The organism is Bacillus sp. RAR_M1_44 (genome assembly GCF_020165935.1).
Classification (GTDB): domain Bacteria; phylum Bacillota; class Bacilli; order Bacillales; family Bacillaceae; genus Bacillus; species Bacillus altitudinis.
In genome coordinates, this window is the sequence record NZ_JAIUKX010000002.1 from 411,261 (window position 1) to 434,174 (window position 22,914).

General features: G+C 43.4%; 18 protein-coding genes. 4 read left to right on the plus strand and 14 right to left on the minus strand.

Going from position 1 to position 22,914, the window contains the following annotated elements; all coding sequences use genetic code 11:
- Positions 1-67: 67 nt before the first annotated feature.
- The gene (locus tag LCD34_RS15650; RefSeq protein ID WP_019743519.1) at positions 68-625 is read right to left on the minus strand and encodes a PadR family transcriptional regulator; all 558 of its coding nucleotides are present in this window, start codon (positions 623-625) and stop codon (positions 68-70) included.
- Positions 626-738: 113 nt separating this feature from the next.
- Between LCD34_RS15650 and LCD34_RS15655 the strand changes: the two genes are divergently transcribed.
- Entirely contained in the window at positions 739-1,224 is a 486-nt protein-coding gene (locus LCD34_RS15655; protein ID WP_008341777.1) for a phenolic acid decarboxylase, read from the plus strand.
- Between the two features lie 73 nt (positions 1,225-1,297).
- On the opposite strand, the gene LCD34_RS15660 is transcribed toward LCD34_RS15655, so the two are convergent.
- The 12 genes from LCD34_RS15660 to LCD34_RS15715 form a co-directional block, all read right to left on the minus strand.
- A complete protein-coding gene (locus LCD34_RS15660; protein WP_171465081.1) occupies positions 1,298-2,929 on the minus strand; it encodes a M14 family metallocarboxypeptidase in 1,632 nt (543 codons plus the stop codon).
- A gap of 181 nt (positions 2,930-3,110) precedes the next feature.
- Positions 3,111-4,409 carry a citrate:proton symporter gene (locus tag LCD34_RS15665; protein WP_008341779.1) on the minus strand — a complete coding sequence of 433 codons (1,299 nt, stop codon included), beginning with the start codon at positions 4,407-4,409 and terminating at the stop codon, positions 3,111-3,113.
- Positions 4,410-4,599: 190 nt separating this feature from the next.
- The gene (locus LCD34_RS15670; RefSeq protein ID WP_046342937.1) at positions 4,600-5,577 is read right to left on the minus strand and encodes a tripartite tricarboxylate transporter substrate-binding protein; all 978 of its coding nucleotides are present in this window, start codon (positions 5,575-5,577) and stop codon (positions 4,600-4,602) included.
- 2 nt (positions 5,578-5,579) lie between these two features.
- The gene (locus tag LCD34_RS15675) at positions 5,580-6,278 is read right to left on the minus strand and encodes a response regulator (protein ID WP_041506621.1); all 699 of its coding nucleotides are present in this window, start codon (positions 6,276-6,278) and stop codon (positions 5,580-5,582) included.
- A 3-nt stretch (positions 6,279-6,281) separates the two neighbouring features.
- A complete protein-coding gene (locus LCD34_RS15680) occupies positions 6,282-7,877 on the minus strand; it encodes a sensor histidine kinase (RefSeq protein WP_008341782.1) in 1,596 nt (531 codons plus the stop codon).
- 141 nt (positions 7,878-8,018) lie between these two features.
- Positions 8,019-11,045, minus strand: coding sequence for an exosporium glycoprotein BclB-related protein (locus tag LCD34_RS15685; protein ID WP_224559721.1), 3,027 nt, complete (start codon positions 11,043-11,045; stop codon positions 8,019-8,021).
- 116 nt (positions 11,046-11,161) lie between these two features.
- Positions 11,162-12,244, minus strand: a complete 1,083-nt coding sequence (gene ribD / locus LCD34_RS15690) for a bifunctional diaminohydroxyphosphoribosylaminopyrimidine deaminase/5-amino-6-(5-phosphoribosylamino)uracil reductase RibD (protein WP_046527040.1) — start codon at positions 12,242-12,244, stop codon at positions 11,162-11,164.
- Between the two features lie 281 nt (positions 12,245-12,525).
- Complete coding sequence (locus tag LCD34_RS15695) at positions 12,526-14,283, minus strand: WD40 repeat domain-containing protein (RefSeq protein ID WP_048002284.1); 1,758 nt, start codon at positions 14,281-14,283, stop codon at positions 12,526-12,528.
- Between the two features lie 4 nt (positions 14,284-14,287).
- Complete coding sequence (locus LCD34_RS15700; RefSeq protein ID WP_017360403.1) at positions 14,288-15,091, minus strand: formylglycine-generating enzyme family protein; 804 nt, start codon at positions 15,089-15,091, stop codon at positions 14,288-14,290.
- 32 nt (positions 15,092-15,123) lie between these two features.
- Positions 15,124-15,849: a GTP cyclohydrolase II gene (locus LCD34_RS15705; protein ID WP_224559722.1), complete on the minus strand. Its 726-nt coding sequence runs from the start codon at positions 15,847-15,849 to the stop codon at positions 15,124-15,126.
- A 512-nt stretch (positions 15,850-16,361) separates the two neighbouring features.
- The gene (locus tag LCD34_RS15710; protein WP_007496773.1) at positions 16,362-17,018 is read right to left on the minus strand and encodes a class I SAM-dependent methyltransferase; all 657 of its coding nucleotides are present in this window, start codon (positions 17,016-17,018) and stop codon (positions 16,362-16,364) included.
- A 934-nt stretch (positions 17,019-17,952) separates the two neighbouring features.
- Positions 17,953-18,300: a general stress protein gene (locus LCD34_RS15715; protein ID WP_007496775.1), complete on the minus strand. Its 348-nt coding sequence runs from the start codon at positions 18,298-18,300 to the stop codon at positions 17,953-17,955.
- Between the two features lie 222 nt (positions 18,301-18,522).
- Between LCD34_RS15715 and LCD34_RS15720 the strand changes: the two genes are divergently transcribed.
- Together LCD34_RS15720 and LCD34_RS15725 are read left to right on the plus strand one after the other, a co-directional pair.
- Positions 18,523-18,900: a YfmB family protein gene (locus tag LCD34_RS15720; protein ID WP_017366799.1), complete on the plus strand. Its 378-nt coding sequence runs from the start codon at positions 18,523-18,525 to the stop codon at positions 18,898-18,900.
- 121 nt (positions 18,901-19,021) lie between these two features.
- A complete protein-coding gene (locus LCD34_RS15725) occupies positions 19,022-20,026 on the plus strand; it encodes an NADP-dependent oxidoreductase (RefSeq protein ID WP_008343189.1) in 1,005 nt (334 codons plus the stop codon).
- Between the two features lie 37 nt (positions 20,027-20,063).
- Here LCD34_RS15725 and LCD34_RS15730 read toward each other — a convergent pair whose 3' ends face one another.
- On the minus strand, positions 20,064-21,206 hold the full coding sequence (locus LCD34_RS15730) for a DEAD/DEAH box helicase (RefSeq protein ID WP_224559723.1): 1,143 nt from the start codon (positions 21,204-21,206) through the stop codon (positions 20,064-20,066).
- Positions 21,207-21,358: 152 nt separating this feature from the next.
- Between LCD34_RS15730 and LCD34_RS15735 the strand changes: the two genes are divergently transcribed.
- Positions 21,359-22,912, plus strand: a complete 1,554-nt coding sequence (locus LCD34_RS15735) for an ABC-F family ATP-binding cassette domain-containing protein (protein ID WP_008343192.1) — start codon at positions 21,359-21,361, stop codon at positions 22,910-22,912.
- Positions 22,913-22,914 lie beyond the last annotated feature (2 nt).

Below are 22,914 nucleotides of genomic sequence, written 5' to 3' on the forward strand. Positions count from 1 at the left end.
TAGCGGTTTCTATTGATAAATTCACTTGTTTCAAACCATTTTTTATCATATCGCGCGACGATTGTCCTTAGACAATGGATGAATCAATGACTTCAAGGGTCTTTTGGAGCCAGCGAACATACCCTTTTTCCCTTTCGATTGCTCTTGTCAGTACTAAATAATGCCCGAATTGTGTTGAATGCAGTGATTGGGCAGATGGATCTTCTTCTGTTAAAATATTCAGTTTCTGTTCAAGCATCTCCACTTTCTTTGTTCGCTCCTGCAGCTGATGTGAGAAGAGACCGACCGCTTCTTTTTGATCCATAGATGAGATAAAGAACGTTTTTAACATAAATTCATCTTTTGTTGTGTCTGGAATCGGGCCTTTTTTCCTTAACCACTCATGCAGTTCTCTTTTTCCTGCATCAGTGATTTGATAAACCTTCTTCTCTAGCTTCTTTCCTTGTATGTGAATATCAAATTCAATAAAACCCTCTTCTGTTAGCCGCTTTAATTCAGGGTATATTTGACTATGCTTCGCACTCCAAAACTGTCCAAGGGAATCTTCAAAGTGTTTCTTCATATCGTATCCCGTCAGCTCACGCTGATCTAGTAAGCCAAGAATGGCATATTTCAGTACTCTCATGACATGCCTCCAACGCATATTCTTTGACAATAGTATACCATACACCCTAAAATAAACATGTAAATCATGACATGTTTGAAACAACATCATTTTAATTGAAAGAAGGAATAAACATGGATCAATTCGTTGGACTTCATATGATTTATACGTATGAAAATGGCTGGGAATATGAGATTTACATTAAAAATGATCACACCATTGATTACCGCATTCATAGCGGAATGGTTGGAGGCCGCTGGGTTCGTGATCAAGAAGTGAATATTGTGAAGCTGACAAAAGGGGTATACAAAGTTTCCTGGACGGAACCGACTGGGACAGACGTGTCTTTAAACTTTATGCCTGAGGAGAAACGCATGCATGGGGTCATTTTCTTCCCAAAATGGGTGCATGAACGTCCAGATATCACCGTTTGCTATCAAAATGACTATATCGACCTCATGAAAGAATCCCGTGAAAAATATGAAACCTATCCGAAGTATGTCGTACCAGAATTCGCAGACATTACGTACATCCACCATGCTGGGGTAAACGATGAAACGATTATCGCAGAAGCACCGTATGAAGGCATGACCGATGAGATCAGAGCTGGACGAAAATAGAAAAAGCGGCACGCACTGTGCCGCTTCTAGGATGGTTGACAAAGGACTAAAATGAACTTGATTTTAGTCCTTTTTATTTTATACCTAACGTCTTTTGAGATAACAGGAATCGGTAAACTGGTAGTTCATCGCCTACTTTTGATGCAATAAAACCTGATGACATATAGCTGTCTTTTGATTCTGGTTCAAGGGCAAGTGACAACAAATTGGTCTCTGGCTGTGCAGTCACATATACCTTTGTTCCTTTTGGCAGCTGACGTTTCTTTTCAACGAGTCTCGTTTCAAGCTGAATATCTGTTTTGCTTGTTTCCACTCGTTTTGTTACCTGATAGGCTTGTACAGGTACTTTCATGCCAACAGGAAGTGTCACACTTTTTAACCCTAAAGTTCTGAGCTTTCTATCTACTCCTTCATGTCCTGGGAGAATAAGATAAGCTGTCGGCCGTTCTCTTGTCAATACAGGAACCGCATCACTTGCACTATGAAAACGTACCGGGACATTGGTGGTTTGTCCTTTCTCAATATCCACCATTTCAAGTGAATCGTTCACAGGCGCCTTGAAAGCATCTTGAATGACCACTTGATCATCATCGTTTGATTGAAGACCTTTTTTCACAAGTTTCAGCCGCTCCGTCACCATTTGCTGCTTCACCTGCTTGGCATGCTTCACTGTTGTCTCAATGATTTTTTCATGAGTGGTGACTTGTGCTGCCACGCGCCGGGTAAAGTCCTCTCTGCCAATTCCAATCCCCCTACTTTCTACAAGAAATGAAATAGCTGGTGAAAGCGCTAGGGCATTTCGGCCAATTCGTGCATCAGTTCCGCCTTCATAAAGATCGATTTTTCCGTCCTTCCCTCTTGTGTTTGTATAATATAAATCGTTGGAAAATCCCTTATTCGTCAATGTTTCACGCACTCCGTTGACGTACAATTCATTTGACGTGAAACGAATACTTTCAGGAATGTTCAAATTCTTACCGGATAATATCAGCAAATCGTGATACTTGAGTGCACCTGATGCACCGATGTCTTCAAACTGCTTTTGACCAACATCATATTCATGGGCATCGATGACGACCTCGGGCGCAAAGCGATTAAATTCTTGATGAAGGGCTGTCAGCTCTGGAGATTCTAGTGTCATGTGGTCACGGTTGCCATCCATTCCGTTTGCAAGCCTGCGGTCAAATGCATAAGAACCATCTGGATTGATTCTTGGAACAATGATGACGTTGACATGGCTCAGTATACGCTCTCCTTCATCACCTGCTAGTCGTTTGGCGATGACAAGGGCAGATTCACCGGAGGCTGGTTCATTTCCGTGTATTTGTGCTTGAAGCCAGATCGTTGGCTTTTTTGACAGTGGAGAGATGTGACGATCCTTTGTAAAATAGAGGGCTGGAATGGATCTGCCTTCAATGGATGTTCCAATCTGTTTCTGCGTGGCGTAAGGACTTTTACTGACAATGTCACGTAAAAAATCTTGAAGCTCTTCTTGTGTGGTAAATGCTTCTCCTTTTTTCTGAAAGGCAGGGGTATCAAACGTTTCGTCAGGCTCAGGATACAGTTTTTGAACCGTGGCTGGCTGCTCATAGCTTTTTCCATAATAAGGGGTCTCTGCATTCGCTGAAGCTGGTGTCACCATCGACAAACTTCCTGCCATGAGGCATATAGCAGCAAAAAGAATGGTACTTTTCTGTTTGGACATGCTATCCTCTCCCTTCGTTGATTTGCATTATAAAGAAAAAAACAGCAAAAGTGTCAGCATTTTTCAAAAATATATCTTTTGGAGGAATCATGCATGTCTTTATATAGGGCAAATGAATGGATGTTGCCCTGCAATAGGACCTAAAAAAGAGCGCCTGCATGAGCAGCAGACACTCTTCTCATTACCAGATCGAAATGGCCCCAATTAGAACCGCCATCACTGTCATGGCGACGACTGCAAGAACCGCCCATTTCATGCCAAATTTCTGATGCTGATCTAGTGATACCCCAACGAGTCCCACAAGTAAATGAGTCGATGGAACAAGTGGGCTTAACATATGAATCGGCTGACCAATGATAGATGCTCTCGCAATCTCAATTTTATCGACACCGTACGCTGCCGCTGTTTCTGATAGGATCGGCAGTACCCCATAAAAGTATGCATCATTTGGCATAAAGAAAGTGAAGATCCCGCTCGTTAGCGCGACAATGACTGGAATAAACCCGCCAAGCTGCTCTGGAATAGCTGAAACAATCGAAATCGCCATTTCATCAACCATTTTCGTCCCAGTTAAGATACCTGTAAAAACACCTGCTGCAAAGATCATGGAAGCAATCGCTAAGACGTTGGTTGAGTGAGCCGCAATCCGCTCACGCTGCTGCTCTAAATTCGGATAGTTCACGATAATGGCGACACAGAAGGCAAGAACAAACAGAACCGTTAAGCTTACTTTTCCAGACACAAGCAAGAGAACCAAAAGCAAAGTCAGTGTCAGGTTAAACCACCAAAGTTTCGGTCGCTTAATATCATCTTGCAGCGCTGCTGCCATTTCATTTGCATGAATCGGCTGTTCGAGCTCAATAACACCAAGACGTTTTCTTTCAGACTTCCCAAGAAAGTATGCCACCACAATCATGCTCAAAACCCCTGCACCAATGACTGGAATCATCGGGCCAAATAAAAGTGATGGATCAACGCCAAGTGCACTTGCCGCTCTAGGTGTTGCCCCTCCCCATGGAATCGTATTCATAATCCCCATGCCGACTCCGGCAATACCCGCTAAAATAATCGGACGAATGCCAAGCAGTGTAAATAGTGGAAGCATGGCTGTTGTTGTAATCATGTACGTTGTGGTTCCATCACCGTCAAGTGCGACAAGCATCGTCAGGACGGCTGTTCCGACAACAATTTTTAATGGATCGCCTTTGACGATCTTTAAAATTTTCGCCACCATTGGATCGAATAAACCTGCATCAATCATAATCCCGAAGTACAAAATGGCAAACATGATCATGACCGCCGTTGGTGCAACTTGCTGTACACCTTTGACAATCATGTCTGAAATTTCTGTAAAATGAAAACCTGCAATAAGAGCAAATGCAATCGGTGTTAATACCAATGCCGTTAAAACAGACATACGTTTCGTCATAATTAAAACCATAAATACAATCATCATAAGAAATCCTAAGATCGCTAACATTTCGTTCACCCCTTATGTTGTATACGCTTTCATTAAATGTTGGTATCCCATTTCCAACCCTTTCTGTCATGATATCTGACGCCTTAATTGAAGTAAATATTATGAATTTTAATTCTTTTTTGGTCGATAAATGCTTTTTGTTCATTTTGTGCAATTGTTGTTCTTTGTTGGTTCCATGAAAAAAGCGGTCTCATTTGACCGCTTTTTCTCCTTGTATAAATTGCTCATAACGCCTTAATTGATCTTCCATATAGACCTTTGCTTCTTTACTATTCATATAACGGCCTGTCCAGCCTTTTTGTTTTAACTGCTTTTTCCATGACTTCGTTTGCGTCATTTTTTGAAGAAGCTGATCCCATGCTCGAATGTCGTGCTGATTCATTTGCTTTGGTCCCATCACACCACGCCAATGAGAGAAAATGAGCGGAATCCCTTGTTCTTTCCAAGTGGGCACGTCTTTGAATCCTTCTAAACGCTGATTCGTTGTGGTCGCAACAAGCTTCAGTCTTTTCTTTTCATAATCGTGGCGAACCTCCGTAATGGTTGTAGTTGCCGCATCTACCTCATGGTCAATGAGTGCTTGGAATAAATCATCTGCACTGTCAAATTTTAAAAACTGAATGCGGTACGGATCTATCCCTGCCATTTCGGCAGCCCGTGCGAATGAGATTTGATCATCATTTCCAAAGTCCGGGGCAAACCCAATTTTTAAGGAATCCGGTTTCTTTTTTAGTGCGTGTAATAGCTCTTTTCCATTTGAGAAAGGAGAATCAACTGGCACTGCGACTACCTGCCACTCTTCCGCAAGAATAGCGAGCGGGGTAACATCATTCATGGTCACGTTACTGCTGCCCAGCAAATTACGGCTTAATAATAAGCTTGAATTTAAACTGATATAATTGGCATCTCGCTCCATCATATAGGTCCATCCTTTATCAACGGTTCCGCCTCTTTGATAAAGAATATGCACAGGCTCTTCCACTAGCTTTTCTTGTTCTAGCACGGTTTTCATCACTTGAGCTGTTTGGTCAAATCCGCCATCAGGTACACCTGATACCACAATATATAATGGGCTGTGCTCCAGAAAAGAATCTTTTGCTGTTTTTTCATTAAAGGTGAGCGTTGTACAAAGGCAGACCAAAATGAGTAAGAGTATTCCTTTTTTCATTTTTATGACTCCGTTTGTTTTTTGGCGGGATAATATTTTCGTTCTGGTCTACCAATGATTCCATACGCCAGCTCTGCCCGGCATTCTCCCGTTGTCACAAGATACTCTACGTATCGTCTTGCTGTTGTGCGTGATGCGCCCATTTTTTCTCCGAGTTCTTCCGCTGTAATTCCGTTCATCTCTGCTGCCATGAATGTTTTCACTTTGTCCAAAGTTAATGAATTAATGCCTGTTGGCAAGTCTCGTTCATCCTTTTGCTGCGATTCTTCCTGTATTTGACCAAAAAACAGATCAATCATCGTTTGATTGACTTCATCTTTTGAATTGATTAACTCTCTCTTCTCTTTATATTCGGTTAAAACCTGCGTGAATTTTTGTGCGGTCACTGGTTTGATTAAATAATGAACGACTCCATAATGCAGTGCGTCTCTTAACAGCATCGTTTCCGTTGCAGCCGTGATAATGATCACATCCACTTCAGGATGGCGCTCTCTTAACAGCGGCAAAAGGTTCGTGCCGAGCTCATCAGGCATGTAGACATCAAGCAAAATGAGATCCACTTGTTCTTTTTGAAGTGCCTCCCACAGATCCTTTGCACTCTTTGCCTTGCCGGCCACTTGAAAGCCTTGTACCTTTTGTATATAAGATTCATGAATCGCAGCGATTCGAAAATCATCTTCCGCAATGAGTACCTTTATCACAACCTATTCCCCCTTTGTGCCTTTCGGTATGTAAACAGTGAAGATGGCACCGCCTTCTTTTTGGTTCGCAACTTCAATCCAGCCCCCAAGTTCATCTAGCACTTCTTTGACATTGGCAAGTCCATAACCTCGCCCTTCTCCCTTTGATGAATGTCCTCTTGTGAAAAGTTGTGAAATGGCTCCTTCATCTACACCATCCCCTGAATCAGATACCTCTATGATAATATCAAATCCAATATCTGTGATGAACAAGCTGACTTCTCTTTTCTCCTTATTCAATACAGCCTCAAACGCATTGTCTACGAGATTGCCAATGATGGTAATAAAGTGAGATAAACTTAAATGGGCTGGGAGCGGCTCCAATGAACTATTTTCATCAATGTGAAAATGAACCTTTTTCTCAGATGCCTTTCCTAACTTCCCAAGTAAAATGGCTTGTATCTTCGGAGAGCGAATTTGCTTCATGAGTAAATCATGCTGGCGATTTTGAAGTGTATACTCTTCTTTAATTAACTCAATGGCTTCATCCACTTGTTTCAACTCAAGCAAGCCTAAAATAGCGTACAGCTTATTCGAAAATTCGTGTGTTTGTGCTCTAAGGTCTTCTGAATATTGACTGACCTCTGTCAATGTATCCAGCAGCTTTGTCAGCTCGGTTTTCTCCCTGAAGCTCACAATTCCTCCAAATACCCGATTGTCCTGCACCACTTTTTTGACATTTAGCACGAAGGTTTTATCATTGACGACTGATTCTATGTTAGGTTCAATCGTCTCTACCTTTAGATAGGAAAGAAGATTGGCATTTGGCAACACTTGATCAATATGAAGAGGCAGCGTTGAAGAGACGCGCAGCATCTGTTCAGCTGACGTATTCATCATCGTAATGGCACCTTTACGGTCAAATGCAATGATTCCCTCTTTAATCGCATGCAGCATCGCTTCTCTTTCTCGATATAATGAAGCAATTTCATGCGGTTCAAGCCCTAATATATCTTTTCGAATACTCCTTGTTAAAAAAATCGCTCCAAAAACCCCAGGCAAGAGCACAAGAAGGGCAATATAACTTAATTTGAATAGTTGATGAGCTGTCGCTTGGTCGATATCTCTTTTTAAAAATTCGACACTGACTGTCCCAATAATCTCTTCATAACTGCCAGTTTCTTTCATGATCGGAGCACTTCCTCTGACAACGGTTTCACCATCAGAATCACCCGTTGATATGGAAGTTCCTCCAAATAGCAGTGTACTTCTTCCTTCCGACACACTGATGGTTTTCCCTACATCCTCATGATTCGTATGAAAAAGAACCTTTCCTTTTTGATTGGTGATAAAAATGGCATGCGCTCTTACTTGCTCTTTCATTTGCTCAAGCACAGCCTGTTCTTCATTTTGCGAATCTCCCGTGGCCACCGATGTTTTAATGGGCGGCATATAAGATATCGTTCTAGCAGTTTGCACCGCCAGCTGTTCAGCTTGGTTCTGCCTTTCTGATGTCTGCAAAAAACCAAAACAAATGGTTAATAAGGCAATAACAACAAGCAAAAGACCAATAATTAACCCCAAAATTTTTGTTTGTAAAGTGACTTTCCTTTTGCCCATCCTCACCGCCACAACCCCTAATTCAGTAGATTCACCCGAATAGACTCTAAGAAAATCATATCATTTTTTCTCATGAAGTTAAGAGAAAATTCACACAGACAAAAAAGGATGACTCAGTATTGAGTCATCCCTGTGTGCCTATTACGTGATGGATAAACCAGCACTTGCATAGCCTGCTACAGTATTCACTAAGGAAAGACCAGTAGCTGTTGCCGAGAATACAACAAGCAATCTTGTTTGCGGTGTGACTGGTACATTTAAACCAGTAGCGATACCGTTTGTAATAGCCCCTATCGTTAAAACACCGGTTAACGCTGGAGCCAATGTAACGCTCGCTACTTGAGTGAAGCTGTTATCTGGTGTTGGTGAAGCAAACAGACTAGCAGTTACAGTAATACTCGTGCCAACTAAAGAAAGGGCTGCAGTCGTGCTAAAATAGCCAGCAAATGACGTAATGGTTCCAGCTCTTGGAACGGAGAATGCCATGTTTAACAATGTTCCTGCTGCTCCGGTTAAATCAATGATTCCTCCTACAATACTGACACCAGTGGCTGAGTTACCGAATCCGACCAAGCTAGATGTTCCAACTAGACCGCCTGCGATTGTGGTTAAAACAGCTGGCGTACCAGATGCAAATGGAATAATCGCACTTGATCCTGTCGCACCTGTGGCGCCTGTTGCACCGGTTGCTCCCGTGGCGCCTGTTCCTGTAGCCCCTGTTGCACCCGTATCTCCTGTTACACCTGTGGCGCCTGTGACTCCGGTCGCTCCTGTTGGACCTGTATCTCCGGTGACACCGGTTGCTCCCGTGGCGCCTGTCACACCTGCGGCTGCCAATAACGTATAATCTGGAGACGTATCTGGTGTGCCAGTTGGTGGTGCTGTATTTACGACATAAGTTCCACCTTCATATGTCACCACTTGACCTACTGGATAGGTTGGAGCTGTTGCTGGGTCAAATGCCAAAATACCAGCTAACCCTACTCCGGTTGCCCCGGTATCTCCCGTTGCACCTGTGGCTCCGGTTACTCCAGTCGCTCCCGTATCTCCTGTTGCACCTGTGGCTCCGGTTACTCCAGTCGCTCCCGTATCTCCCGTTGCACCCGTGGCTCCGGTTACTCCGGTCGCTCCCGTATCTCCCGTTGCACCTGTAGCTCCGGTTACTCCGGTCGCTCCTGTATCTCCCGTAGCGCCAGTTGCTCCGGTTACTCCAGTCGCTCCCGTATCTCCTGTTGCACCTGTAGCTCCCGTTACTCCAGTCGCTCCCGTATCTCCCGTTACACCTGTGACTCCAGTTACTCCGGTCGCTCCCGTATCTCCCGTTGCACCCGTGGCTCCGGTTACTCCGGTCGCTCCCGTATCTCCCGTTACACCTGTGGCTCCGGTTACTCCGGTCGCTCCTGTATCTCCCGTGGCGCCTGTCACACCTGCGGCTGCCAATAACGTATAATCTGGAGACGTATCTGGTGTGCCAGTTGGTGGCGCTGTATTTACGATATAAGTTCCACCTTCATATGTCACCACTTGACCTACTGGATAGGTTGGAGCTGTTGCTGGGTCAAATGCCAAAATACCAGCTAACCCTACTCCGGTTGCCCCGGTATCTCCTGTTGCACCTGTAGCTCCTGTTGCACCTGTAGCTCCTGTCGCTCCCGTATCTCCCGTTGCACCTGTGGCTCCGGTTACTCCGGTCGCTCCCGTATCTCCCGTTACACCTGTGGCTCCGGTTACTCCGGTCGCTCCCGTATCTCCCGTTGCACCCGTGGCTCCGGTTACTCCAGTCGCTCCTGTATCTCCCGTAGCGCCAGTGACTCCGGTTACTCCAGTCGCTCCCGTATCTCCCGTTACACCTGTGACTCCGGTTACTCCAGTCGCTCCCGTATCTCCCGTTACACCCGTGGCTCCGGTTACTCCAGTCGCTCCCGTATCTCCCGTTACACCTGTGGCTCCGGTTACTCCGGTCGCTCCCGTATCTCCCGTTACACCTGTGGCTCCGGTTACTCCAGTTGCTCCCGTATCTCCCGTTGCACCCGTGGCTCCAGTTACTCCGGTCGCTCCCGTATCTCCCGTTGCACCGGTCGCTCCAATTGCTCCTGTCGCTCCGGTTGCGCCTGTATCTCCTGTAGCGCCGGTCGCTCCTGTTCCTGTGGCTCCCGTGGCACCCGTATCTCCGGTGGCTCCTGTCGCTCCGGTTGCGCCTGTATCTCCTGTAGCACCGGTCGCTCCGGTTCCTGTTGCTCCAGTTGCGCCCGTATCTCCGGTGGCTCCTGTCGCTCCGGTCGCTCCTGTATCTCCTGTAGCGCCGGTCGCTCCGGTTCCTGTTGCTCCCGTGGCACCCGTATCTCCGGTGGCTCCTGTCGCTCCGGTTGCTCCTGTATCTCCTGTAGCGCCGGTCGCTCCGGTTCCTGTTGCTCCCGTGGCACCCGTATCTCCGGTGGCTCCTGTCGCTCCGGTCGCTCCTGTATCTCCTGTAGCACCGGTCGCTCCGGTTCCTGTGGCTCCCGTGGCTCCCGTTGCTCCGGTGGCTCCTGTCGCTCCGGTCGCTCCTGTATCTCCTGTAGCACCGGTCGCTCCGGTTCCTGTTGCTCCAGTTGCGCCCGTTGCTCCGGTGGCTCCTGTCGCTCCGGTTGCGCCTGTATCTCCTGTAGCACCGGTCGCTCCGGTTCCTGTGGCTCCTGTGGCACCCGTGGCGCCCGTATCTCCCGCAGCTGCTAACAATGTATAATCTGGAGACGTACCTGGCGTACCTGTTGGTGAAGCTGTATTCGCCACATACGTACTTCCATCAAATGTCACCACTTGACCTTCTGGATAGGTTGGGGCATCCGCTGGATCAAATGCCACGATACCGGTTAAGCCTACACCGGTGGCGCCTGTTGCGCCCGTTGCTCCTGCTGGACCCGCTGGGCCTACTGGACCCACTGGACCCGCCGGACCTGCTGGGCCTCTCCTTCCTCTTCCCCCTGGCGGTCCTTGAATGACACACACACAAGGATCTTTTCCGCAGCATGGATTTTTTACTGGTTTCCTTGGTTTGTCTGATTTACCTTTCTTACAACTATCACATTCCCAGCCATCATCCTTATACGCATCATACCAGCTTCCTTTTTGGTAGTGGTCTGTCGAATGAGTTGGGTATATCTTTCCGCATTGTCTACATTTTCTCATAGAATCACCCCAATCCATCGTATTCATCATGATCGATAAAGGTGTATGTACAATTTTATTTTTATCAAAAAATTTGAAAGGCCTTGCACTCTACGTGCAAGGACCTCTCTCCATCGTTAAAATGTCATCGTCATTTTTAAATCTTTTCCTACCATACTATATTCAATATCCGCTGGACGGATCGCCTTTTTTAGTTTTTTCACACCTTCTCCTTCAAAAAAAGTAGGTGCATCTTTCCCTCCGATTAATAAAGGTGCCATATAGATAACAGCTTCGTTCACAAGTGATGCTTCTAAAAATGACGCACTCACACTGCCCCCTGCCTCTACAAGCACTGACATCACAGAGCGCTTCTTCAACATGTGTAACACAGCCTGAAGATCTGTCCGGTGTTCTCCGCTTGTGACAAATACTTGATGACCTTTTTGTATCAACTGTTGATACTTTTGATGATCATAATCTTGTGATGTACAAATTATGGTTTCTGCCCTATGATCTGTTAAGCATTTGGCATGAAGCGGTATCCTTAATGTTGAATCTAAGATGACACGAATGGGCTGATGGTTGAATGAATCCTTTACAATTAAGCCGGCATCATCTTGAATAATCGTTTCCACTCCTGTCAGCACCGCATCTGCTTCTTGACGTAAGCGCTGCACTTCTGTTCTCGCTTCTATTCCAGTGATCCATTTGCTTTCTTGCTCAGCCGTGGCAATTTTCCCATCTATCGAAATAGCTGATTTTAAAATGACATAAGGAAGGTTTGTTTGCATCAAATGAAAAAAAGGAGCATTTAAACGATCTGCTTCCTGTTTACATATCCCTTGCTCCACTTCAATTCCAGCCTTTTTCAAAAAGGCAATTCCTTTACCTGCAACAACCGGATTCGGATCTTGGGTGGCAATCAGCACTTTCTTCACTCCACTTTTGATGATCGCTTCGGTGCAAGGGCCTGTTTTTCCGTGATGTGTACAAGGTTCGAGTGTCACATACATGTCAGCTCCCTTCGCCTTTTCTCCTGCCATTTGTAGCGCATGAATTTCAGCATGAGGCTCGCCAGCCTTCATGTGCGCACCAATCCCAACGATCTCACCGCTCTGAACAATCACTGCACCAACAAGCGGATTGGGTGAGGTTTGTCCTTTCATCGCCTTCGCGTTGGCAATCGCCAGCTTCATATAAAAAACATCATCTTTCATCTCGGGCTCCTTTCTTCTCTCAAGGGAAAGAACTCCTTCAGAAAATGAAGGAGTTCTATTCTCATGTGCTATACTTTCTCAAGCCGTTTCTTTTCAGATCGATCATAGTAAGGCAAGGAATAAAACAGTTTATATGATGCTCGTTGTTTACAAAAACAGCATTTGCGACATTCATATTTATTAATGAGGAGCACATGCGGACAATTGAGTACAGTCAGACCTTTTTTCATATGTTCCTTGCAAACACTTATCATGAGAATCCCCCGCTTACATTCTTTTTCTTAATGAGAGATTACTTCTTTCGGAAATTGTTCAAATAAGCGCAGTACTTCCGTATGTGTGCCATCTTCTCGAATATGATAAATACCACCGTCATATGAGCTTGCATACACATCATTTCCTAGTTGTCTAATGGCACTAATACCATTCTTAGCAATTCGAATCGGACCTGTATTGACATCTAGCTCTGGATTCCAGACCACAATATACCCCCAATAGTCTCCGCTCACAATATAGCCAGAGTCTGTCACAGTGATGGATTTAATGGAATATTGATGCTCGTTGTGCTGATTTAAAATTCTGCCTGTATGCAAATCAAACAATCGGACGTTTTTATCCCGGCTGACAATGGCAATACGATCTCTTTTGCTATCAATAAATACATCATTTAACAGCTCTGTCGCCCCGATATATTCTGCTGTTAAGGACAAACTCTTTTTATCGAGAAGACAGATGGTTCCTTCAACTGCCGCTGTGATGATATGATCTCCTTCTACCTTTAATGCTTTGACTGCGCAATCATGTGCTTTAGAACGGCCGATTTCCTTTAAGTGTTCTGTCGAAATGACATGCACATAACCGCCATAAGTGCCAATATAAAATTGACGATCCTCCTCATGGAAATACACACTATTGACAGGACCTGTGTTGAGATCAAAAGAGACCATTTGCTGCAATGACTCGTGTACAATATGCACCTGACTCGCATGATCGCCCCATGCATAATAGCTTCCATCCCGTGCAACAGCCACTCCATTTGTGAGAACACCTGTTGATTTTGCGATTTCGATTCCATTCTTTCTGAATTTTCCGTCATCTGATGCAGTGATAATATCACCCGCTTCAGTCAACGCAATATCATTAATAGAAGGTGTCGCCAATTCCTGCTCATCAGAGATCACTTTTCCTTCTTGAATGGACCATTCACAATACGTTTTCCCAAAGCTGGCTCCTAAAATGGCTTGCTCGTCTTCTGTCCAAACAAGCGAGCGCTCCCATTGATATTTATGAGGCAGCAACGTATCAATTAAATCACCGGTTTCATAATTCCACAGCTTAATTAGATGGTCATAACCCGCTGTAAGCAAGTAGTTACCGCTCGGTGAAAAATTCACACGTTTCACACCTTGTAAATGAGCTTTAATGTTTTTTTTCTCCTGTAATGTAGCGGCATCATAAATGATAACTGTGCCATCATCTCTGCCAAGGGCGAATACTTCTTTTTGATTGCTGCCGCTGATGGTATCCAGCTCATAATCAAACGGGCCAATTTCACCTACAATTTCTCCTGTTTCATAGAGCCATACAAGGACATAGCCATCGTCACCAGTTGTATAAGCTTTATCCTCATGAATCCATACAGCTAATACATCCTTGCTATGTCCATGAAATTCTCTTAAAATGGCTCCCGTTTCAATATCCCAAACTAAGCATCTTCTGTCTCTGGACACTGATACAAGAAGCGTATCCTGCTTTGCAAATGCGACAGCTTCCACATCATCCGCATGACCATATAGCGTACGAATTCTTGTATGTGTGCCAGTATCATATAATTGAATGGTATAGTCTGACGATGCACTCGCTAAATACGTTCCATTTTCCGAAAGGGATAAAGAGTTGATGATATGCTCGTGACTGCCAATGAATGTTCCTTCTCCCGTGGCACGGTCCCATTTATAAATACAGCGGTCATAGCCACCTGTGTAGACAATTTGGTCATGCTGAGTTGATAAAACGGATGTAATCGGTCCTCTATGCATGGTTTTACACTCCCACCTTTATATGTTGTTTTTGACGAGTAACTACACGAAAACCAGTAAATCGAAAAACAGGGTCTGGGTGTTTCCCGTGTCTTCTTGCGACTCTGCATAAATCTCCGCCTCTTGCGAAGGAGCCACCTTTTAAAATGTAGTAATCACTGCCGAGTGTCTCGGTTAAATCATCTACAACCTCAATTCCGCCTTCATATATGTGATACTTGGTGTTGACCCATTCTTCGACATTGCCACCCATATCATATAGTCCAAATAGAGATCTTCCTTTTTCGTAATGACGGACAGGTGTCGTTTTTTCAATATTTGATTCGTGTGTATTACAGTAAGAGGGGTTAAACTCATCTCCCCAAGGATATTGATGTCTCGTATTGCCCCGGGCAGCATATTCCCATTCTTCCTCAGTAGGGATCGATACCTCGTATCCAAGCTTCCCGCTCAGCCACTGACAAAATGAGAAAGCTTCCTCGATGTCCATGCCCCAAGCTGGATGGTCTTTCCCCCCGCCAAGTTCTAGGTTCGTCAAGCTCTCTGGATAAGGCTTTCCTGTCTCGTCGCAATAGCTTTGATACCATTCATTGGTGACGACCGTATCTGAGATGAAAAATTCGCTCATATACGGCTGATAAGATGGAAATTCTTTGTACAGCCATTTTTGAAATTTTTTCTCACGGCCATAGGCTGGATTGAGAAGTTTGTCCTTCCAAAATTCTGATGCCTTTTTCATATCTTCTTCATTACTTCCAATCGTCGCATAGCCGCTTGGGATTTGAATCCAATTGATATCAGGTTTCACGCTTTTCTCCCGCCTTCTTTAAATAAACTCATCTACTGATTAATTAATTTCTTCTCATCGACCATATGCCCTGATGCTGCTTTTGCCTTTAAATATGCTTCATTATAGAGAGAGGCTTCTACCGTATGATCAAACCGTAAAACCGGAAGACCGTAAGCAGCAATGGAATCGACTTTATCTGGATTATTGGTTAAAAGATGCAATGGTTTCCCTTTGTTTAAATAGTGCAAGACAGCCGCCGCTTCCTCGTAATGCCGATCATCATCTCCGCAGCCGATCAACCTGTTCGCCTCAAATGTATCCAGTTTCATTTCCTGTAATTTATACGTGAAGGCTTTGGCCATTAGCCCAATAGAGCGCCCTTCTTGATTGGCCATATACACAAGCATGCCTTTTCCGTAATCGGTGATTTTTTTTAGCGATGATGCAAGCTGTGGACCGCAATCACATTTCAGTGACCCAAACACATCCCCTGTTTGGCAGACACTATGAATTCGCACAAGCGGCGGCACTTCATTTTCAAAGTCGCCAAAAAGGAGACAAGAGGAAAATGTTTGCTGCTCGGTACTCATTTGTACAATAGACTCAACCGTTGGCTTTGTATCAGCTTCTACAGACGCAAAAGCATACCATGTAAACTGCACTTCTTCATGTTCAATAGAGATCGGCAGGTTCACTGGCCCCACGAGCAAATAGTGTTTTTCTTGAAATGTAAAATGATGAATCATTGATTGTAGTTCAGCTACAAACTTGTTCATTTGTCTCCCCCTATTCATCACTGCACCCCATTGAACTCTCTCAGCGCAGTGATGGCGTGATGAATATGTGTATGCACTCCCTTTGCACCCTGAGCACCGGTTCCAGCTAGAATCATGGCTCAGGAGAAATTTCCTGTCATACTGGCTGAATAGATGTGCGATGCCAATCATCCATCAGTACCTTTCATAAAGACTCTTTTTAGACTGTCACTTGTCCAGTACAAAGGAGCAGAAATCGAGCTTCATACGCTGTATTCTCTGTAAGAGAGCAACACCATTGGATGATTCTTGAATGGAAACTGACATGCTCTTTCTCTAAAAGAATATCTCTGCTAGCTTCGAGCTGCTTTCTCCTTTACTAGAAGCTCTGGTCCTTCAAATGCACGTCATCCGGTTGTGCCCTTTGATTGGATGAATAGTCCGTACTTCAATTCAGCTACATTGATTGAAGCACTCGCCTAGGTATGCACCAAGAACCATCACATCAAACATCGCGTTTATCCTCCTTTGCACTAGATTTTGACAGCAATGACATGATGCTGGCTGATCCCAGCCTTCGCTTGTAATGGTGTAATCGAAACGAGCTCAAGTCCTGATGTACAAATCTTTTCTCCAAGCTGAGTATCTGAGAATGAAAAATGGAAGCGTCCATCTTCTCCGATTAAGCCTGTTTTCCACTCTTCTCCCCATACAACAAGGGAAAAGACACCACCTTCATGAAGCAGCGAGGAAATCTGCTTTAAGTATCGTTCGTGGTCATCAGGATGCTGATGGTGAAAGCAGCCATGATCTAAAATCAGATCAAACGTCAGCTCGCGCCCTTGATCCATTGACCAGGACATAAAATCTTGATGATAAAAATGGACAGGAACCTCTTTTCTTTTCTTTAATCCTTGCCATTCCTCATGTTCATAAAGATCAATGCCGGTATATGCCGACAGTCCTTGTAAATGTTCAAGAGCCCTGCCGTTCCCGCAGCCGATATCCAGCACAGAAGCAAGTGCATCCTTTTCCCTGGAACGCCATGCCTTCAGAGACATCACAGCAGCGTCTGTTAATGATGGATCAGTAGACCACATATCTGTTCTTTGCTCATAGTGTTCTTGAAAAGCCATGCGCATTTTCTCTAAATACAACCCGCTGTCTTCATGATACAAAGCCTTTTTCATCACGTGACCTCCTTCAATTCACAATCACCTTTCCTAACAAAGGTGGTTTTCAAGCAAAAAGCCTTATGATAAAATGAAAGATGGATTTTTTAGGAAATCTATTTTCTGAAAAAGGAGAGAAGCATCCCACATGTCACTCTTCTTTTTCAGCACTCATCTTCACATACAACCCCAGCCATTCAACTGTTACAGCGCCTTAGTTTGTTGTACATTTTCTTCATATGGGTTCACCTCCTTAACAGCGTTTAGAAAGCGTTTTCTTTATGATGATCCTCTGAATACCCTGAATCATATCATTGAGAAATAGGCATAGTAGAAAAACGAATCTACCATTCTAAGCTATCTATCATCCATTTCTTTTTGTCTAATAGATATTTCTTCAGTATCGCTTTGCCCCAGAAGTGCTCTTCCTTAGGTCTTAATGCATCATCATTTACAGAATTGATCCTGAAATCCACCTACCAAAAATTTAACAACTAATTCCATAATGACTTGATTAAGCCAAATATATTGTTTTTAGATTATTTTGTCAACAAATTATTTCCTAAACATTAGAATGATTTTCTAATTGAAAATACAGGTATATTTCGTGGTTTTTTGACCTTAAAACACTTATTTCTACACAAAAATACAACTTAAACCAATAGAACTAAGAAATTTATCTACTAAATTACACAAGATTTTTATTTCATTTTGAGATAAAAATAAAGATATCATAATTATTTCCCGAATGGTTTTTTGTGATATTTTCACTACTTTTTTCTTTTTTTTGATGGTATCCTTTGATATTTCTATATTTTCAATTAGACATTTTACTGTTTACCCCAATTTTTTAACCTGTCTTATTATAGTGAAAAAGACAGATGGTAGATTTTAATTATCGCAGCATGAAAAAAAGCCCCTTACAAAAGTAAGAGGCTTTTTACGATGGCGTTTATGCCCAATTTTTCACTTTTTCATGGTCAGTCACAAAGAGAAGAACTTTTCCTTCGTCTAAATGTTCTTCAAATGTCTCAGCTTCTTCTTTTGAGAAACCAATTTCGTGAATCTTATTGCGGAGTTCATCTCCCTTTTTGCTAAAGATGTTTCCAACCGCATGCTTGAGTCCAACTTCTTTTGGACCTATCGTATTGGCATCTGCATTGCTTGCAATACGCTCAGTTCGATCATCGTCATGGGACAGAACATAAATGTCCTCTCTTGCAACACCGAGTTGTTTTAATTGCTCCACATCTCTTTGAAGTGTTTCATCATTTGAATACTCTCTTACAACAGGTTTCATTTATTATTCCTCCTTTAACGTCTTACGAATCTTTTACCCGTCACTTTTGTCATTAAACCTTCCTCCAGCACATCCATTTTTACTCTGTGAACTTAATGCGTCTATGGACTTATTTTTGACAAAAAGACTGTAAAAATGACTAAATTTTCTGAAAAATCGTATTCATTCCTTGTCATTTGTTGTACAATTCTTATACTGGAGGCTAGAAATGGGGTGGAGCTGATGTATTATTTTTCAGCTGAGCAGCAGTTTAATGCATGGGTTGTCAGTGATTTGGTGAAACAGCTTTTTCAAAAATGGAATCCTGAAGAATCAAAAGCAAAGCCGCTTACTTTGTTTGCTGAACAGCACTTTCACATCTGCATCGATTATCTCTTTTCTATTATTATCAACATTGGAGATATCGAGTCAATCGAACAAGATCCACAAGACCTGTTGTCCTCATATTTAAATATCCTTTTTCCTTTTGTGACGCACGATATGATGAAAGCCTCCATGCAAAATGCAAATGAATATTTGTTAAAAGAGCGTGATGCGGATGAGTATCAACTGTTTGGTTGTCTCCCGCCGCTCCTTTCTGTCTCTCTTCAAAAAAAGTAGTCCCCTTCTTTTAGATGGTGGCTGCTTTTTTGTATGTGCTTGGAAAAGACCGTATGTTTTGAACGAAAAGAAGCATCATGTTAATGTAAATCTAGGTTGCAAGTGAAAGGGAGGATTTGACATGAGTCAACAAAAACAAATTCAATTAGCAAAACGTCCAAAAGGGTTACCTACTAAAGATGTTTTTCATTTTGAAACAGTTGATATACCAACGCCGCAAGATGGCGAAGTCTTGATTCAAACGAAATATGTGTCTGTAGATCCTTACATGAGAGGACGAATGCAAGATACAAAATCCTATACACCTCCGTTTAAACTCAATGAAGTGATCCAGGGTGGTGTGGTCGGAGAAGTCGTCGAGTCCAAATCTCCTCAATTTGAGAAAGGTGATTTTGTACTTGGATTCCTTGGCTGGCAGGAATATTCTACTGCCAAAGCAGAGTCTCTGACAAAAATTGATCCATCCATTGCGCCGTTATCTTATTACTTAGGGATTTTGGGCATGCCAGGACAAACCGCCTATTTTGGACTTCTTGCGATTGGTCAGCCAAAAGAAGGCGAAACGGTTGTCATTTCTGGAGCTGCTGGTGCCGTTGGTTCTGTTGTCGGACAGATCGCTAAAATCAAAGGTGCCCACGTCGTAGGAATTGCCGGATCTGATGATAAGCTGGCTTATTTAAAAGAACTGGGCTTTGATGAAACCATTAATTATAAAACAACAAATGATTTAGATGACGCCATTGCAAAAGCCTGTCCAAACGGTGTCGATGTGTATTTTGACAATGTGGGCGGCGACATCTCTGATGCTGTAATGAATCATTTGAACCGTTTTGCACGTATTCCAGTCTGCGGCGCCATTTCTTCTTATAACATTAGTGCAAGCGAAGACATTGGCCCTCGTGTGCAAACAAAACTCATTAAAACAAGTGCATTGATGCAGGGCTTCATTGTTGCCAACTACTCTGATCGTTTTGAAGAGGCGGCAAAAGATCTCGCACAATGGGTAAAAGAAGACAAACTGACTTACAAAGAAACCATTATCGAAGGTTTTGACCATATTCCAGATGCATTCCTTGGACTATTCAAAGGGGAAAATGTCGGAAAACAACTTGTCAAAATTTCATAACAAAAAAGGACCCTGCCAATTATGGAGGGTCCTTTTCTTATGCCTGCTTGGGCGCAAGGTGCAGCTGGCCTTGCTTATACACGATTTCTTCGAGCGTAAGATTCAACTTTTTCGCCATTTTTTTGAGCATCGTATGCTCTTGATGGGTCACAAGGCTAATGACAGCTCCTTCTTTGCCGGCACGGCCGGTTCTGCCTGAACGGTGAATGTAGCCTTCTTCATTTGGCAGATCTGCATGAATGACGTACGGTAAGTCGTCGATATCAATGCCTCTAGCCGCTATATCTGTTGCAAGGAGGAGCGGAAATTCACGCTGTTCAAAAGCCTTTAAGATGACAGCACGCTCTGCTTTCTTCGCTTCACTGTGAAGCACACCAAGGTCGACATGGTGGTACGCTAATTTCTCTGCATAAATGCTTAAGTTCGTAATGTCACGTACAAAAACGAGCGCCTGCATGTCCTCAAGCCGTGATAGCTTTTGCAGCAGTTTCACTTTGTCACGCTGATCACATAACAGATAATAGTGACCCACTTTCTGCGCTTCTTCCTCGCTTCTAGCAATTTTCAATACTTCTGGTTCAGATGTCATTTCTTTGATCAGCTGAACGGTTTCTTCTTTCAATGTTGCAGAAAAACAAAGGATTTGTCTTTCTTTTAATGTGGACTTAATGATCCCTTGGATCGTTTTCATATGCTCTGGCACAAGAAGCTGATCTGCTTCGTCTAATACAATCGTTTTGACTTCGTGCATTTTCAGTTTCTTGATTTTGATTAACTCTTGTACGCGACCCGGTGTCGCCACCACGATATTCGGGTGTTTTTTTAGCTTTTCCTGCTGCTTCTTGATATTTGCCCCGCCTATTAAGGAAATAGCTTTGATGTCTGAACCTTGTTTGAACTCTTGCACGACATCAAAAATTTGCATCACAAGCTCTCTTGAAGGTGCCAAAATTAAGACTTGCGGGTGTTTGATACTCACATCAATTTTATTTAAAAGCGGCAGAACATACGCAAGGGTCTTCCCTGTTCCAGTCGGTGATTCTGCGATCACATCGCGTTTTTCCGTAATCCACTCTGCTGTTTGTTCTTGTATCGCTGTTGGCTTCTCAAAGCCAGCCGCTTCAAAGTTCTTTTGAATAAATGGCTTTGCTTCTTTCAAAAATGCCCAATTTTCCGTCATGTTGATCTCCTTTATCCTCATTCAATCTATCCTTTAGTATCTCAAAATCAGCTTTGAAACGCAATTTTTCTTTTGATGCTTTTATCGAGCCGGACAGTTCGATATAATCATGAGAGGCACTAGCCGTTTTGAATCTATTTGAGGTGTAAAAAATGATATTATCTGTTAAAGATTTAAGTCATGGCTTTGGCGACAGAGCCATTTTCCACGAAGTCTCCTTCCGGTTATTAAAAGGCGAGCATGTCGGCTTGATCGGCGCCAACGGTGAAGGAAAGTCAACGTTTATGAATATTATTACTGGCAAGCTTGAGCCAGATGCAGGAAAGGTCGAATGGGCAAAAAATGTCCGTGTCGGCTACCTCGATCAGCATACCGTGCTTGAAAAAGGAAGAACCATTCGTGAAGTCCTTCAAGATGCATTCCATTATTTATTCTCAATGGAAGCCGCAATGAATGACATTTACGAAAAAATGGGTGAAGCAGATCCTGATGAGCTAGAAAAGCTTTTAGAAGAAGTAGGCGTCATTCAGGATGCCCTGACGAACAATGATTTTTATATCATTGATTCCAAGGTAGAGGAAATTGCAAGAGGTCTTGGGTTAACAGATCTCGGGCTGGATCGTGATGTGACAGAGCTGAGCGGCGGACAGCGTACAAAAGTACTGCTTGCGAAATTGCTGTTAGAGAAGCCTGAAATTCTTCTTCTTGACGAGCCGACCAACTATTTAGATGAACAGCATATTGAGTGGCTGAAGCGCTATTTGCAGGAATATGAAAATGCGTTTATCCTCATTTCACATGATATTCCGTTCCTAAACAGTGTCATTAACTTGATTTATCATGTCGAAAATCAAGAACTCACGCGATACGTTGGTGATTATGATCAATTTAAACAAGTGTACGAAGTGAAAAAGCAGCAACTAGAGGCAGCGTATAAAAGGCAGCAGCAAGAAGTGGCTGAATTAAAGGATTTTGTCGCGAGAAATAAAGCACGTGTCAGCACTCGAAATATGGCGATGTCTCGTCAAAAGAAACTCGATAAAATGGACATGATTGAATTAGCAGCGGAAAAACCAAAACCAGAATTCCACTTTAAACCTGCACGTACATCAGGGAAATTGATTTTTGAAACGAAGGATTTAGTCATTGGGTATGATGAACCGCTCTCTCGTCCATTGAATTTAAAAATGGAACGCGGGCAGAAAATTGCGTTATACGGTGCCAACGGTATCGGAAAAACGACACTGCTCCGAAGCCTGCTTGGAGAAATCTCCCCCATTTCTGGTGAGGTGGAACGTGGAGAATTCTTGCATATTGGCTACTTTGAGCAAGAAGTAAAAGAGCAAAACAGCAATACTTGTATCGAAGAGGTGTGGAGCACCTTCCCATCGTACACACAATATGAAGTCAGAGCTGCCCTTGCCAAATGCGGTTTAACGACAAAACATATTGAAAGCCGTGTGTCTGTTTTAAGTGGTGGTGAAAAAGCGAAGGTCCGCCTTTGCAAGCTCATTAACGAAGAAACCAATTTGCTTGTTCTCGATGAGCCGACAAACCACTTGGATGTCGATGCAAAAGAAGAATTAAAGCGCGCGTTAAAAGAATATAAAGGCAGCGTCCTATTGATTTCCCACGAACCTGAATTTTATCAAGATGTGGCTACTGAAACTTGGAATTGCGAATCCTGGACAACCAAAGTATTATAACG